This is a genomic window from Plantibacter sp. VKM Ac-2885 (assembly GCF_015351205.1).
Lineage (GTDB): Bacteria > Actinomycetota > Actinomycetes > Actinomycetales > Microbacteriaceae > Plantibacter > Plantibacter auratus.
Map to the genome: position 1 here is coordinate 250,980 of NZ_JADKSK010000001.1, position 14,232 is coordinate 265,211.

The 14,232-nt window shown below is 69.0% G+C and carries 19 protein-coding genes; 9 read left to right on the forward strand and 10 right to left on the reverse strand.

Annotated features, from left to right (window positions below; genetic code table 11):
- Positions 1 to 16 precede the first annotated feature (16 nt).
- Positions 17 to 679, reverse strand: coding sequence for a GNAT family N-acetyltransferase (locus ITJ66_RS01215; protein WP_138945793.1), 663 nt, complete (start codon positions 677 to 679; stop codon positions 17 to 19).
- A gap of 135 nt (positions 680 to 814) precedes the next feature.
- On the opposite strand from ITJ66_RS01215, the gene ITJ66_RS01220 reads away from it, so the two are divergent.
- Positions 815 to 1,804: an aldo/keto reductase gene (locus tag ITJ66_RS01220; RefSeq protein WP_194644735.1), complete on the forward strand. Its 990-nt coding sequence runs from the start codon at positions 815 to 817 to the stop codon at positions 1,802 to 1,804.
- On the opposite strand, the gene ITJ66_RS01225 is transcribed toward ITJ66_RS01220, so the two are convergent.
- Positions 1,792 to 2,520, reverse strand: coding sequence for an NAD(P)H-binding protein (locus tag ITJ66_RS01225; RefSeq protein WP_194642947.1), 729 nt, complete (start codon positions 2,518 to 2,520; stop codon positions 1,792 to 1,794). The two genes, ITJ66_RS01220 and ITJ66_RS01225, sit on opposite strands and share 13 nt — an antisense overlap.
- Positions 2,521 to 2,658: 138 nt before the next feature.
- On the opposite strand from ITJ66_RS01225, the gene ITJ66_RS01230 reads away from it, so the two are divergent.
- Positions 2,659 to 3,219, forward strand: coding sequence for a TetR/AcrR family transcriptional regulator (locus ITJ66_RS01230; protein WP_228501420.1), 561 nt, complete (start codon positions 2,659 to 2,661; stop codon positions 3,217 to 3,219).
- Positions 3,220 to 3,266: 47 nt separating this feature from the next.
- Positions 3,267 to 3,419, forward strand: a complete 153-nt coding sequence (locus ITJ66_RS19645; RefSeq protein ID WP_192019005.1) for a hypothetical protein — start codon at positions 3,267 to 3,269, stop codon at positions 3,417 to 3,419.
- 288 nt (positions 3,420 to 3,707) lie between these two features.
- Here ITJ66_RS19645 and ITJ66_RS01235 read toward each other — a convergent pair whose 3' ends face one another.
- Positions 3,708 to 4,160 (reverse strand): NUDIX domain-containing protein, encoded by a 453-nt coding sequence (locus ITJ66_RS01235; protein WP_194642949.1) that lies wholly within the window; start codon positions 4,158 to 4,160, stop codon positions 3,708 to 3,710.
- 67 nt (positions 4,161 to 4,227) lie between these two features.
- Between ITJ66_RS01235 and ITJ66_RS20065 the strand changes: the two genes are divergently transcribed.
- Both ITJ66_RS20065 and ITJ66_RS01245 read left to right on the forward strand, forming a co-directional pair.
- The gene (locus ITJ66_RS20065) at positions 4,228 to 4,725 is read left to right on the forward strand and encodes a GNAT family N-acetyltransferase (RefSeq protein WP_194642951.1); all 498 of its coding nucleotides are present in this window, start codon (positions 4,228 to 4,230) and stop codon (positions 4,723 to 4,725) included.
- Between the two features lie 9 nt (positions 4,726 to 4,734).
- A complete protein-coding gene (locus ITJ66_RS01245) occupies positions 4,735 to 5,094 on the forward strand; it encodes a VOC family protein (protein ID WP_194642953.1) in 360 nt (119 codons plus the stop codon).
- Positions 5,095 to 5,151: 57 nt separating this feature from the next.
- On the opposite strand, the gene ITJ66_RS01250 is transcribed toward ITJ66_RS01245, so the two are convergent.
- Both ITJ66_RS01250 and ITJ66_RS01255 read right to left on the reverse strand, forming a co-directional pair.
- Positions 5,152 to 5,532, reverse strand: coding sequence for a hypothetical protein (locus tag ITJ66_RS01250; protein ID WP_194642955.1), 381 nt, complete (start codon positions 5,530 to 5,532; stop codon positions 5,152 to 5,154).
- A gap of 163 nt (positions 5,533 to 5,695) precedes the next feature.
- Positions 5,696 to 6,277 carry a uracil-DNA glycosylase family protein gene (locus tag ITJ66_RS01255; RefSeq protein ID WP_194642957.1) on the reverse strand — a complete coding sequence of 194 codons (582 nt, stop codon included), beginning with the start codon at positions 6,275 to 6,277 and terminating at the stop codon, positions 5,696 to 5,698.
- Positions 6,278 to 6,316: 39 nt separating this feature from the next.
- On the opposite strand from ITJ66_RS01255, the gene ITJ66_RS01260 reads away from it, so the two are divergent.
- From ITJ66_RS01260 to ITJ66_RS01275, 4 genes are all read left to right on the forward strand, one after another.
- Complete coding sequence (locus tag ITJ66_RS01260; protein WP_124767894.1) at positions 6,317 to 7,873, forward strand: deoxyguanosinetriphosphate triphosphohydrolase family protein; 1,557 nt, start codon at positions 6,317 to 6,319, stop codon at positions 7,871 to 7,873.
- A gap of 142 nt (positions 7,874 to 8,015) precedes the next feature.
- The gene (locus tag ITJ66_RS01265; RefSeq protein WP_079706140.1) at positions 8,016 to 8,348 is read left to right on the forward strand and encodes a hypothetical protein; all 333 of its coding nucleotides are present in this window, start codon (positions 8,016 to 8,018) and stop codon (positions 8,346 to 8,348) included.
- 88 nt (positions 8,349 to 8,436) lie between these two features.
- Complete coding sequence (locus tag ITJ66_RS01270; RefSeq protein WP_137242871.1) at positions 8,437 to 8,808, forward strand: hypothetical protein; 372 nt, start codon at positions 8,437 to 8,439, stop codon at positions 8,806 to 8,808.
- 77 nt (positions 8,809 to 8,885) lie between these two features.
- Positions 8,886 to 9,839, forward strand: a complete 954-nt coding sequence (locus ITJ66_RS01275; RefSeq protein ID WP_194642960.1) for a helix-turn-helix transcriptional regulator — start codon at positions 8,886 to 8,888, stop codon at positions 9,837 to 9,839.
- An 18-nt stretch (positions 9,840 to 9,857) separates the two neighbouring features.
- On the opposite strand, the gene ITJ66_RS01280 is transcribed toward ITJ66_RS01275, so the two are convergent.
- The 5 genes from ITJ66_RS01280 to ITJ66_RS01300 form a co-directional block, all read right to left on the reverse strand.
- Positions 9,858 to 10,133 carry a hypothetical protein gene (locus ITJ66_RS01280; protein WP_137242869.1) on the reverse strand — a complete coding sequence of 92 codons (276 nt, stop codon included), beginning with the start codon at positions 10,131 to 10,133 and terminating at the stop codon, positions 9,858 to 9,860.
- A 103-nt stretch (positions 10,134 to 10,236) separates the two neighbouring features.
- On the reverse strand, positions 10,237 to 10,629 hold the full coding sequence (locus ITJ66_RS01285) for a type II toxin-antitoxin system death-on-curing family toxin (protein WP_137242868.1): 393 nt from the start codon (positions 10,627 to 10,629) through the stop codon (positions 10,237 to 10,239).
- Positions 10,626 to 10,823: an antitoxin Phd gene (locus ITJ66_RS01290; RefSeq protein WP_137242867.1), complete on the reverse strand. Its 198-nt coding sequence runs from the start codon at positions 10,821 to 10,823 to the stop codon at positions 10,626 to 10,628. The genes ITJ66_RS01285 and ITJ66_RS01290 overlap by 4 nt, the downstream gene beginning before the upstream one ends.
- A 39-nt stretch (positions 10,824 to 10,862) precedes the next feature.
- Positions 10,863 to 12,551, reverse strand: a complete 1,689-nt coding sequence (locus ITJ66_RS01295) for an ABC-F family ATP-binding cassette domain-containing protein (RefSeq protein ID WP_194642961.1) — start codon at positions 12,549 to 12,551, stop codon at positions 10,863 to 10,865.
- A 427-nt stretch (positions 12,552 to 12,978) separates the two neighbouring features.
- Positions 12,979 to 14,055, reverse strand: coding sequence for a phosphotransferase family protein (locus ITJ66_RS01300; protein ID WP_194642963.1), 1,077 nt, complete (start codon positions 14,053 to 14,055; stop codon positions 12,979 to 12,981).
- Positions 14,056 to 14,232 lie beyond the last annotated feature (177 nt).

The window sequence follows — 14,232 nt, forward strand, 5'->3', positions numbered from 1 at the left end:
GCGGACGCTCGCGCCGTCAGTCTGCTGACGGCTCGCCGAGGAGCGCCGACCGTGCCGCATCGAGGCCCGTGACCTCGGCGGTCCAGTCGGGTCGCACGAACTCGTCGCGGTGCAGTCGGAGGCCCTGTGACTCGACGAGCTCGCCTGGCCGCCCGATGAAGCGTTGCAGGCCGTTGTCCCGATAGCCGAGTCGTCGCGAGACGCCGAGCGATGCGCCGTTCCAGACGGCCGCGTCCGACACCGCGACCTGCGCGTCGAGGTGGTCGAAGGCGAACTGGAGCATGCCCGCCCGCATCTCGATGCCGAGCCCCTTGCCCTGCTGTGCCTGCGTCAACCAGGAACCGCTCCCGACCGTCCGCGTGACGGCGAAGTCTCGGGCGCCGATGTCCTGCAGACCGATCGGCGTCCCGTCCAGGAGGATCGCGAGGTTGAGCGTCCAGGACGACGGCGTCGCGCCCGCTCGCTGGGTCCAGAGGTGTCGGGCGGTCTCTCGGATGAGCTGTTCGCGCGGTTGGTCGGTCCACGGCGTGGAGAACGGCATGACGGCGGGGTCGTGGACGCCGGCGAGGGCGGCCTCGATCAATCCGGGGAGGTCCTCGTCGCGCACGAGGCGCAGGACGAGTCTCGGCGTGCGGATCTCCAGGCCGAAGAGCGGCCAGACGTCGGTGAGGCTGAGCATCGTGCCACGGTATCGCCTCGGGCTGTAGCCGGTCGAGGCCGCCCTGTCGAGCCGGGGGTGTAGCGGGCGGCTTCCGTGACACACTCGACGCGCCGCGGGATCGCGGCCCGGTTCGACGACGAGAAGGGCTCCACGATGAAGTACACGCACCTCGGCCGCACGGGGACGACGGTCTCCCGGATCGTGCTCGGCACGATGAACTTCGGCGATCGGACCAGCGAAGAGGACTCGTTCGCGATCATGGACCGGGCGTTCGACCTCGGCGTCAACTTCTTCGACACGGCGAACGCCTACGGCGGGAGTGCCGGTCGCGGAGCGACGGAGGAGATCATCGGCAGGTGGTTCGCAGCCCGCCCCGGCGTCCGTGACGACATCGTCCTGGCGACGAAGGTCCACTCGCCCATGGTCGCCCCGAACGACGACGGCTCGGACGTCGTGAACGCGCGTGGCGCGTCGGCCTGGCAGGTCCGTCGTGAGGCGATCGCGTCGCTCGAGCGCCTGCAGACGGACCGGATCGACCTGTACCAGTTCCACCACATCGACCGTCACATCTCCTGGCAGGAGCTGTGGCAGGCGATGGAGGTACTCGTCGCGCGCGGCGAGGTCGTCTACACCGGCAGCTCGAACTTCGCCGCGTGGAATATCGCGCAGGCCAACGAGGTCGCCTCACAGCGACACTTCCTCGGTCTCGTCAGCGAGCAGTCGCTCTACAACCTCGCGCAGCGCTCGATCGAGCTCGAGGTCATCCCTGCCGCGCAGCACTACGGGCTCGGCATCCTGCCGTGGTCGCCGCTGTCCGGTGGTCTGCTGAGCGGTGGCTCCTCCGACAAGGGCGCTCGGTCGGGCGAGTCTCGCATCACCGAGGCCCGAGCCAAACAGCAGGACCAGCTCGAGGCCTACGACCGCTTCGCGGCCGAGCGTGGCTGGACCTCGGCGTCGCTCGGTCTCGCGTGGCTCCTGCACCAGCCCGGCGTCACCGGCCCGATCATCGGACCGCGCACGATCGAGCAGCTGGAGTCCGCGGTCGCAGCAGTCGACATCGAGCTGAGCGCCGACGACCTCACCGCCCTCGACGAGCTCTTCCCCGGCCCCGGTGGCCAGGCCCCCGAGGCCTACGCCTGGTAGGCACGTGCGATGCGGCCGACCGCCTCGGTGATGGCGGTCGGCCCGGTGTTCAGTTCGAGGATTCGCCGGCTGATGGTCGGCTCGAGGATGAGTGCCTCGAGGACGGCGGCCACATCCTCGCGGGTGATCTCGTCGTGGAGCTCGGCGGGCCCCAGGGCGACCGTTCCCTGGCCCGGATCGTCGGTCAGTAGGGACGGGCGGAGGATGACCCAGTCGATCGGCTGGCGGGTGAGTACGACCTCTGCTCGCTTCTTGACGGCGAAGTAGTGTTCTTCGTCGTCACTCAGCTGCCGTTCGCGCCAGGCCTCCGGCAGGACGGACAGCAGGATGAGACGCTTCCCCGGTGACGCAGCGATCGCTTCCGACACACGCTGCAGAGCCGCGTCGTCGATGTCGTCCGTCACGCTCTGGGCTCCGGCGTTCGACCCCGCCGCGAAGACGATGACGTCCCAGTCCGAGATCATCGCCGTGATCTCCTCCGTGGTGGCGACCCCGAGCTCGCCGGTGACGGTCGTCGCTCCCTCGGCTTCGAGGGCGGGATCCGGCAGCGACGACCTCGTGAGGCCTGAGACGATGGCCCCTTTGGTGCGGAGCCTGGTCGCGAGGAGTCGGCCGACCCTGCCCGTGATCCCGAAAATGAACACGCGCGTGGTGGGTGCGATTGAAGCCTCCTCTGTTGAACCTTCGGTGGCGGCGATGGTGTCTCGTGACGTCATGGGTGATCCTCTCGATCCATTACCTACTGATAGTAACTTACCAAGAGTAGATAGTATCGGGGGATGGAACCCACTACGGACGACAGCCTGAGGTCGGCACCGAGACGTCGCCTCTCGTGGGACGCGCGCCACGCGCAGTTGCTCGATGCGTTCCACGACCTCCTCCGCACGCATGACCTCGCGGACGTCACGCTGGCGCGGGTGGCTGCGCACGCCGGCGTGACGAAGCCCGTGGCCTATGACCACTTCGGCGATCTGTCGGGATTGCTGTCCGAGGTCTACCGGGCCTTCGAATCCCATCAGCGAGACGCCCTGGTCGCGGTGCTCGCGGGTGCACCGCAGGATCTCACCGCCGTCGCTGACCTGGTCGCCGAGGCCTACATCGGCTGCTGCATCGCGGAAGGGATGGAGCTTGCAGCCGTCGTGTCCGCACTTCGCGGATCGACGACGTTGAATGCCCTCCGATCCGAAGCGGAGCTGGCGTATCTCGAGATCTGCCGCGAGGCGCTGGAACCATGGACCGGCGCAATCGACCCGGCATTGTTGAGTGCCATCCCCGGCGCCGGGGACGCCCTCGCCCGAAGCATCCTGTCCGGGGCCCTCTCGACAGCTCAGGCCTGCGCGACCCTCGCAGCGGTGGTTCGGGCCGTCGCGTCGGCCTCGGCCGTTCCTGATGCGACTCGAGAGCTCGGCACCTGAGCGGCGGCTTGCTCAGCGTGGGCCGCCCCCCCCGCTATGGTTGCTCCATGGCTCGCGCACCCTGGAATCGACCCGGCGAATCTCCACAGATACGACGGCTTCGCATCGTGATGTTCTGGACCGCCGCCGTCCTCGTCGTGGCATTCGTCGCCATCCTCGTGTACTTCGTCGTGCGATCGGCTGAAATCGCCGGTCTGTAAGAGCGACTCGCGGCGAGCCGCTCGGGCTCGGTGCGACAACGGCCTCTTCGCTGTCGCGGCCTTCGGATGCCTTCCCGGAGACGGGTTCGGTCACAGCCCCCTGGGGAAGCCGATCGGGCGCAGCTCGGGTGCCAGGTTCTCCCACTGCCAGGCACGCTCAGCTTCTTCGGCGGTCTCAACTGGTCAACGTGCCACCCAGGATTGATCTGGAGGTTCCTGTGTTCACAAAGGATCAGGTCAACGAGTTGTGGGACAGGTGGAAGGCCGGACAGTCTCGCTGACGGGTGGTCAGAACCCGAACGTGAGGACCGCTGATCTGCGCCCCTCGCGCAGGGCGTCCAATGCAAGCCGCTCGTGAGCGGGCAGGCTGACCGGTAGGTCGTCGAGGCGAAACCACGATAGTTCTGCGCACTTCGTTGGTTCTCGGATCAGTGGTTCGCCACCCCAGACGTCGCAGACGAAGAACCAGTCGACGCGCTGTTCCATCGGGTTCGCTGTGCCATCGGTGCGCTGCATGACAGCCACGGCCGATAGTGCCTCGGGTGCCACCTGGACGCCAAGTTCTTCCCTCGCCTCGCGGATTGCGGCAGACGTCGCAGTTTCACCGAGCTCGACATGACCGGCGGCACCCGCTGACCAACAATCGTCCATGTAGCCGGTGTTCTGCCGTCGTTGCAACAGGACCGATTGATCGCGGCGTAGGAAGACATACGACGCGGGAACAACGGAGAAGTGGCTCATAGGAGTCAAACCCTATGGCGCATAGCCGCTATGGACGCTCACTGGCCACCCGGGCATGATGGCTTCGATGAGGCTGCAACTCGCGTCCACGGATGACTTCACCACGCTTCGTCGCCTGTTCGATGATCCTTCCTTACACGGATGGGGCGGGCCGGGACGGCTGTCCGACGAGCTCATCCGCGCCAAGTATCTGGGGGCACGACTGCCCGACGTCGAGTGCTCCCTCGTCCTCGTCGACGAGCAGGCGGTCGGACTCGTTCAGCTGCACGTGGACGGGACTGACTTCGGTGGAATCGACCTCATCTTGTCGCCCTCCGCGCGAGGTCAGGGGACCGGTCGACGGGTGGTCGATGCCATGGTGTCCCGCGCGAGGGAACGGAACATCGCTCGACTCACCGTCGACCCGGACGTCCAGAACGAGCGCGGAGTGCGATTCTGGCGAGCCGTTGGGTTCGAACCGCAATCGACCATCACGGACGACAGCGGACGTGCACCGTATGTCCTCATGTCCCGCAGCACCGCTCTCGAGCCTGCGTCGGGACCGCGGAGTTCAGCGCGTCGATAAGCTCACCCCATGGGCGTTCTCGGCATCGGCGGGTTGTTCTTCCGCAGTCATGACCCGTCGGCGCGCGCGGCGTGGTACCGCGAGCATCTCGGCATCGAAGTCGGCGCGGAGGGCGAAGACGCCGTCTGGATGCAGGAGGCCGGCATGACCGTCTTCGCGCCTGTTGCGGGGACGAGCGAGTCGTTCGCTCACGACCAGCCGTTCATGCTCAACCTTCGCGTCAGCGACTTGGATGCCCTGACGGCGCATCTCGAGGGAGCCGGTATCACCGTCGAGCGTCGAACCGAGTGGGAGACGGAATACGGCCGATTCGTCCGCATTCACGACCCCGAGGGCCTCCCGATCGAACTCTGGGAAGTCCTCGAATAGCCGCCTCGGCTACCTCGTCGCCCGCGAACGCGCGCCCATATCCTCGGCCACGAGCGCCTAGCTGCCGCTGACGACGCTCACGGCCTGGAGGCCCACCACCACGGCGTTGATCGGTACGGCGATGATGAGCACGACGACTGCGCCGATGACGGCGACGATCGAGTGTCGAGGTGTCCGCTTGTGGACCCGCGCCTGCAGGATGAGCACGACGATGGGCGAACCGATCGCGATCGCGGCGCCGAGCACGAACCCGCCGAGCGTTCCGCCGCCACTGAGCCTGTCCTCGGACGGACCGAACTCACCCTGCAATGCGAAGGAGAGTTGGACGAGCCAGCTCACGACCAACAGCGCGAACAGGAGCAGCGTGATGCCGACGCCGGACGCTCGTCCGGTGACCGGTCCGTCCTGGTCGGCTGCTCCAGGGTCGGCGGCTGACACGGATCCAGCGGCCGACGCGGCAGGCTCCCTGGCTGAGCTCGGCCCTGACAGCGGTTCGGCCGGCGGCCGCAGTCCGTCGCCAGTGCTCGGTTCATCGCTCACGACGTGCCCCCCGTCCCTTCGATCAGACGCCGGCGTGCCGGCATCCTCATCAGCCTATTCGTCACATCGTGAGCGCCGCCCGCACCCGCGCGGCCAGGAGCGGGACCGTCTCCTCCTGGAACCAGGGGTTCTTGCTGCGCCAGCCGCGTGCGAGCGGTGACGGGTGCACGATCGGGAAGAGCGGGAGGTGGGTCTCCGCGGCCCGGACGTTCTCCGTCAGGGTGCGTCCGGCTCGCGGTCCGAGGTAGGCGCGCTGGGCGTAGGCGCCGATGAGGATCGTCAGGCGCACCTCGGTCAGCTGCTCGAGCAGGCGCGGATGCCAGCGCGGCGCGAAGTCCCGGCGGGGCGGCAGGTCGCCGCTGGTCCCCTTGCCCGGGAAGTAGAAGTCCATCGGGATGATCGCGACGTTCGCCGGGTCGTAGAACTCCTCGGGCGTCACACCCATCCAGGAGCGGAGGAGGACGCCGCTCGGGTCGTTCCACGGGATGCCCGACTCCTGCGCCAGGCGACCAGGCGCCTGACTGATGATGAGGACGCGCGCCTCGGGGGAGGCGACGACGAGCGGTTCCCACCCGAGCTCGGTGGCCCAGGCGTTCGACTCTTGCGCGGCGACCTCGGCTCGGAGTCGATCGATCGGATGCATCCCTGCAGTCTCCCACCCGCCGCGCAATACAGTGAGGGGATGGACGACGACCAGCGGCGACGGCGACTCATCCCCGAGCCGGTGGACCGGTTCGCGACCGGCGAGGAGTACCCCGAGTACCGCGTCGACCTCGAGCGCATCCGGTTCTCCCCGTACTTCGCGCGGTTGTCCGCGGTGACGCAGGTCGTCTCGCCCTCCGGCGTCGGCCAGGTCGTCCACAACCGGCTCACGCACTCGATCAAGGTGACCGCGGTCGCCCGTGCCATCGCGATGCAGCTCACCACGACCGATCCCGAGCAGAACGCCATCGTCGAGCGACTCGGCGGCTGCGACCCGGTCGTGGTGCAGGCCGCCGCCTCCGCCCACGACCTCGGCCACCCGCCGTTCGGCCACCTCGGCGAGCAGGTCCTCGACCGTCTGGCGCGCGAGCGGCTCGGTCTCGCGGAAGGCTTCGAGGGCAACGCGCAGTCGTTCCGCATCCTCTCCGCGCTCGACGTGTGCGAGACGGTGAAGGAGGGCCTCAACCTCACGGCCGCCTCCCGCGCCGCGGTGCTCAAGTACCCCTGGGGCCGCACCATCCACCGCCCCGACCTCGACCCGGCCGATCCGACGAGGATGCCGCGCGGGTCCACCGCCAGCCGCTGGGAGACCGCGCCGCCGAAGTTCTCCGCCTACACGCTCGACCTCGACGACATGCTCGACGCCCGCAGCGCGTTCACCGCGATCGCGCCCTGGCAGCAGACCGTCGAGTGCTCCGTGATGGACGTCGCCGACGACATCGCCTACTCCCTGCACGACCTCGACGACTTCTACCGGGCCGGCGTCCTGCAGCAGGCGGCGGTGGCGGTCGAGTTCCGCACCTTCCTCCGCGATCAGCACACCCTCGCCGCGCTCGACGCCGACGAACTCTGGAACCGCGCACCCGGCCACTCGCTCGAACTGTTGCGCCGGCGGATCGTCTCACGCGACCCGTGGATCGCCAGCGACGAGCACTTCCGGGCATCGGTCCAGCGCGTCGCGACCGAACTCGTCGAAGGGCTCCTCGCCGTCCCCTTCGACGGTTCGAGCCGCACCGAACGAGCCATCGAATCGTTCGTGTCGTCCTGGATCGGTCGCCTCCAGCGCTCCGTCCTCGTCGTCGAGGAGCCGAACGTGCGCTCCGGCCACGTGTCACTCCTGCCCGAGGCCTGGCACGACGTCACCGTGCTGAAGTTCGTCCACACCCGGTTCGTCATCGACCGGCCGGACTTCGCCACCTACCAGCGAGGCCAGTCGCGGGTGCTCGACGTGCTCGTCACCGAACTGGACAGCTGGCTCGACGACCCGCGCGACGGCCCGCGCGCGCCGCAGAAGCTGCTCGACTTCGTCGAACTCGCCACCGACGGCTACTTCCGCCTGCGGGCGGACAACCCCGACTGGCTTCCGGCCGACCCCGAGTCCGACAGCGGCCGCCCGCAGAGCGACCCTCGCGCCCTGGGCCGCCTCGGTCGGGCGCGCGGCATCCTCGACTACGTCGCGTCGCTGACCGACGAACAGGCGACGGCGCTCGCCGCCAGACTGCGCGGGGACCGCGAGGCCTGGGCCTTCGGCAGCTGAGCGCAGCCTGAACGCCGACCCGGTTCTGGGCGATACCCGACGCATTTCGGATAGGTCAGAGCGGGGGATCGCTAGAACATCTAGCGTTATCAACGGCGCCGGGAACCAGCCCGGAACCGAAACAGAACGGATGGCGCGCCTCATGGGAAACCTCCTCTACGGAACCCCTCCGACCCCGCACGAGATCGAAGACCGACTGCTCGCTCACCTGCAGACGGTCATCTTCACCAAGTTCCGACGCAACGAGAGCTTCGCGTTCCACCTCGAAGCCGTCCCCGGCCGTGGGACCGGACGTCAGTCGCTCTGGCTGAACCCGATGATCCCCCTCCAGTTCTCCTTCTACGGCAGCCGCGCCCCTGAGCTCAACCGTGAGTGGTTGGCCGCGCTCCTCGAGCAGGCCAACAGCGCCAAGGGCATGCGTGTCGTCCCTGAGCCGGCAGCCGGCGCCGCGAAGCGCGTCGAGTCCGCGGCCTAGGTCCGAGCGTCCGCTTCGGCGGATCGATCAACGCAACGACGAGCTCCGGCCGTCGGGCATCTGTGAAACACCAGTTGGGGGTGGGACCGTGACGACCTGGTCTCCGAGCGCGCCCGACTTCCTCGACCTGGATGATGCGCGCACGACGGGCCGACTGCTCGACCGCACCGACATCGTCTTCGAGACCTCGCACGTCAGCGCCGAGTCGGGTGGCGGCCTGTCACTCAGCCGTGTAGCCATCGCGCTGGACGTCGACGGCGACACCGTCCGCGTCCTCACCCGGCACATCGTCGCGTGGTCGCTCCGCGCCGAGGGTGGACTGATCGTCGTGACCGTCTGGTCCGAGCGGCCGACCGCCGTCCACGAGACGACGATCCTGCCGCGCTTCGCCAGCATCACGTCGTCCGCGATGACCGACGTCCTGGGCGCGGAGCACGGCTTCCTGCAAGGGACCGCCTGACATCGAGTGGACTGCTCCACGTCCGGACGCCCCCGTCGAGGGTGACAGTTCGGCACCGTCGTGAGATTCTATGAGCGATGAGCGAACACACGGGACCCGCCGAGCGGTCCGAGGTCGCAGGTCGCGACGTCGATGAGGCCCGCGACCTGTTCACCGGCGCCTACAACGCCGGCGAGATGGTCATCGAACCCACCGAGTCGGAGTTCACCTTCCGGTACACCGCCATCGGCGACGACGAGCTGACCCTGCGCGGCACCCAGTTCGACGGCCATGTCACGGGCACGGTCCTGACGCAGGGCGAGTACATCGTCTCCTGGTTGACCGGAGGCAGCGGCGCCACCGACCTCGCCGGTGATCCGGTGCGGCTCGTGCACGGGCAGCCGGCCATGTTCGCGAACAACCGGCTCGCCGAATTCGACTTCACGGACTACCGGCAGAACCTCATGCACTTCGACGGGAGCTTCCTCGAGCGGGTGGCCGGCGAGGTGGAGGGTACGAGCGGCCCGATCCTCTTCGACACGACAGCCCGACCGACCGGTGAGCAGCTCCGCCGGTGGGCCGCTTCGGTGACGTCCGTCGCCCGGGTCATCTATGACGACACGAGTCCAGCGCTCCTGCGGGCCGAGGCGAACCGTGCGGCGGCGGTCGCGCTCCTGGAGACCTTCCCGCACACCGCGCTCCACGCACCGGTCGAGATCGGGGTACCGAACGGCGGGAAGACCCGCGCCGCCGTCGAGTTCATGATCGCCAACGCGCACCTCCCCATCCGCACCGAGGACGTGGCGGAGGCGACCGGCATGAGTCAGCGCAGTCTGCAGAGTGCCTTCCGCAAGGAGCACGACATCACGGCGATCGACTACCTCAGGCGCGTTCGACTCGACCGGGTGCAGGAGGAGCTTCGCAAAGCCGACCCAGGGTGTGCCACGGTCGCCGAGATCGCCAACCGATGGGGGTTCGCCCACCTCGGACGCTTCTCCGCCTCGTACACCAACCGCTTCGGCGAGTATCCGAGCACGACGCTCGGTTCGTAGCCGTCGAGGACGGTCGGGTCAGAACTCGCCGAACTCGTCGTATTCGTCGAGACCGGACAGGTTTCCCGTCTCGATCGTGGGGACGATCTCCAGGGCACGGTTCGCGAACGACTCCACCGTGATGTGCAGGCCAGGGCTGGCGAGCACGTCGATGGTCCGGTCGGAGGAGAGCGGCACCCGGACGAATCGGCCACCGGCTTGGACGGCGGATTCGATCTCGGACATGAGCGCAGGCAGATCGACACCCGGTTCGATGTCGTAGGTGGCACGGCCGATGGCGATGCTGTACTGCATGACCATCACCTCCGAGCTCGGGTTGTTGATGCCAGCGTAGGGAACGGTCCTGAGGATGGCGGTGGGTTGACCAAGGCGGCGACTCATGCAGGGGGGTGTCGCCTCAGTCTTCCTCCTGGGCGGCGAAACTGCGCAGCACGGATGCGACGAATGCGAGCTCCCCGTCACCTGTGGCGACGCTGTTCATGAACGCCTCCGCTGCATCCACGTCGAAACCGTGGCTGAGCCGGATGCCGTTTACGCCGAGGAACACCCACGCAGACGCCCAAGCAGTGCGCTTGTTTCCGTCGACGAAAGCATGATTGCGAGCTATGGAGTGCAGTAGGGCTGCCGCTTTGAGGAAGTTGTCCGGGTAGGCGTCGAGTCCGAAAACAGTGCTCTGCGGCCGGGCGACTGCAGCGTCGAGAAGTCCGAAATCCCGCACGGCAGGCTGGTGGCCGAGCGCGGCGGCGCTGGCCGTGAGGACATCCTCGCGGTCGAGGAAGTACGCGGTCACGCGAGGCGCGCGTTGAGCTCGGCCGAGGTCGCCGCGACCTCCTGCGCGAGCTGGGCGATCATCCGCTTCCGGTCGTTCGCCGCAGCCAATGCAGCATCGTGCACGAACACCTTCAGGGAGGTCTCCGTACTTGAGGCGGATGCGCGGAGCTGCTCGAGTTCCGCGTCGGTGAAGGTCACGTTGAGTGCCGGCATGGATCGATGATAGCTCGTTGGTACCTGAACTGGTACCCGCTATCGCGCGCGGTCGACGCGGGTCTCCTCCCAGACGGGCTCGTCGGAGGCCTGCACCCGGCCGTCGGAGCCGAAGACGAGGAAGCGGTCGAAGCCGCGCGCGAACCAGCGGTCGTGGGTGACCGCGATCACGGTGCCCTCGAAACCCGCCAGGCCCTGCTCGAGCGCCTCCGCCGAGACGAGGTCGAGGTTGTCGGTCGGCTCATCGAGCAGCAGCAGTGTGGCACCGGAGAGTTCGAGCAGGAGGATCTGCAGGCGCGCCTGCTGTCCGCCCGAGAGGGATTCGAACGACTGCTCGGCCGCACCCGCCAGCCCGTAGCGGTCCAGCACGCGGCTGGCGGCCTCGCGGGGGAGACCCGACCGGTGTTCGTCGCCGCGGTGCAGGATGTCGAGCAGGGTCCGGCCGACGAGTTCAGGGTGCCGGTGCGACTGCGCGAACCACCCCGGCTGCACGCGCGCGCCGAGCTTGGCATCGCCGTCGTGCTCGACGGGGACGAGCGCGTCGCCCGCTGCGGCGAGGTGCCCCGCGCCAGGATCGGGATCCGTCCCACCGCCGGCGAGCAGCCGGAGGAAGTGCGACTTGCCCGACCCGTTCGAACCGAGGACGCCGATGCGCTCGCCGAACCGGATCTCCGCGTCGAACGGCTGCATGAGGCCGGTCAGTTCCAGCCCGGTGCAGACGATCGCGCGTCGGCCCGTGCGTGCGCCGCGGAGGCGCATCGTGACCTGCTGGTCCTTCGGCCGCTCCTCAGGCGGACCGGCCTCCTCGAACTTGGCGAGTCGGGTCTGCGCGGCGCGGTAGCGGGAGGCCATGGAGTCGTTGAACTTGGCCTGCTCGCGCAGACGCAGGACGAGTGCGCGGAGCTTCACGCGGTCCTCGTCCCAGCGCCGGCGGAGTTCGTCGAGTCGGTCGAGGCGGGCGTCGCGGGCCTCGTGGTAGCTGCGGAAGCTCGCGCCATGGGTCCACGTCGTGCTGCCGGCCGCGCCGACCTCGAGGGTGATGATGCGGGTCGCCGCTTGTGCCAGGAGCTCGCGGTCGTGCGAGACGAGGAGGACGGTCTTGCGGGTCTCGGCGAGCATGCCCTCGAGCCAGCGCTTCGTCGGGACGTCGAGGGAGTTGTCGGGCTCGTCGAGGAGGAGGACCTGCTCGGGGCCGCGGAACAGGGCTTCCAGGACGAGCCGCTTCTGCTCGCCGCCGGACAGCGTTCCGAGCGTCCGCCACTGCGCGCGGTCATAAGGCACCCCGAGTGCCGCCTCGCAGCAGCTGTCCCAGAGAACCTCCTGGTCGTACCCGCCGGCGTCGGCGTACTCGGCGAGTGTCGTCGCGTAGGCCATCTGCGTCGCCTCGACGTCGTCCTCCATGAGGGCCAGCTCGGCGCGGTCGACCGCCTCGGCCGCCGCACGGACCCGCGAAGGCGCGACTTGGACGAGGAGGTCACGGACCGTCCGGTCGTCGTCGCCGCGACCGACGAACTGGTCCATCACGCCGAGACCGCCGTCGATGGAGACGACCCCGGAGTCGGGCTGGAGTTCGCCGCGGATGATCCGCAGGAGCGTCGTCTTGCCGGCGCCGTTCGCTCCGATGAGCGCGGCGATCGCCCCCTCGCCGACGCGGAACGAGACCTCGTCCAGCAGGGTCCGTCCGTCGCTCAGCGTGTAGCTGAGGTCGCTGACGTCGATGTAGCCCATGGTGCGCACTCCCCAGGGAGCCGATCGCTCCCGAACGGGCCCGCGCAGGTTCGCGCCGGGCCGCCCACCGCCTGGCGAGCCGACCAGTCTAGCCGCGCGGGTACGGCCGCGCGCAACCGCCGCTGCGCACAACTCCCGGTCACTGAGCTTGCCCTTTCACTGAGCCCGACTCCGGTCACTGAGCCCCCACGCCGGTCACTGAGCCCCCACGCCGGTCACTGAGCCCCACCCGGTCGCTGAGCCCCCACCCCGGTCACTGAGCCCCACCCCGGTCACTGAGCTTGTCGAAGTGCCACGACCGCCCTTCGACAAGCTCAGGGACCGGAGGAGGCCGGCTCAGGGACCGGAGGAGGCCGGCTCAGGGACCGGAGGAGGCCGGCTCAGGGACCGGAGGAGGTCGGCTCAGGGACCGGGGGAGTTGCGCGGGTCAGGCGAGCGAGGCCGCGATGTCACCGATCCACGTGCGCACCGACGCGTCGTGCTCGTCGAACCAGTCGCCCTCATAGCCACGCGGGACGCCTTCGACCACCATGACGAGCGCGAGGTACAGCGACCACAGCCGCGCGCGGGTCCGGGCGTCCTCGTCGGGGAGGAGCTCGCGGCCGGAGGTCTCGCGGTAGGCGCGGAGGAGTTCCGAGTCGGCGGCGACCGTCTCCGGCACGTCGGTGAAGAGCGCCAGGGAGACGAGGTCGGCGGTCGCGTCGGCCCAGTGCGCGCGCTCATGGTCGATGACGCCGGTCAGTTGGGCGGCCTCCGCCCCGTGCTCGGGCATGACGAGGAGGTTGCCCTCCCAGAGGTCGAAGTGGACGAGTGTCGGCTCCGTCACGCTGTCGAAGGCCGGCAGCGCATTGTCGATCAGGTGTCGGATCTCGTCAGCCGCGACCGGGAGGTCGACCTCGAACCGCAGGGCGTCGGCGAGGACGGCCTCCACGACGAGTCGGTAGGCGTCGGCGGCGCTCGCCGCCTGGAGCTCCGGGCGGAAGGGGTAGCCGAATCGGTTCCCCTCGGCGAGGCCGGTCGCCGGATCGGTGGACGCGGCCTCCGCCGGGATGTCGACGTCGTCTGGTTCCACGTGGAACGGCGTGCGTCCCGCCTCGTGCAGGCGGGCCAGCGTGCGGCCGAGGACGTCGCGGGCGAGGGGGACGGTCTCGGTGCTGTTCGCCGGCCGGCCGGTGAGCTCGGTCATCACGAGCGCGTCGCGTCCGTCGAGCGTCGCCTCGAAGACGATCTCCGGCTGCGGCACCTCCGCACGGCCGAGGATGCGGAGGGCGAGCGCCTCGGTCGCCATGAGGGACCGCTCGTAGGTGAGGCCGGCCGCGTCCGCGGGTGAGAGCTTCACGATGACGCGCTCGCCGCCGTCGAGTTCGACCGCTGCGACCTCGTTCGCCGTGCCAGCTCCGAGCATCGTGATGGTCGGGCCGCCGGGCTGCATCGCCGGTCGCTCGGCCGCCCAGTGCTCGGCGACCGCGATCATGGTGTCACTGGGGCGAGGGGTTCGGCTCATCCGCCCACGGTAGCGCGCCCTTCGCCCTCCGTTCGCCGCTGGCCCGCTCGCCGGGTGCCCGTTCCCCTGCCACCGAGTGCCCCACCCCGGTCACCGAGCACCCTGCCCCGTTGCCGAGCGCCCCATCCGGTTACCGAGCACCCCTACCCCGGTCACCGAGCTTGTCGAGGTGCGCAG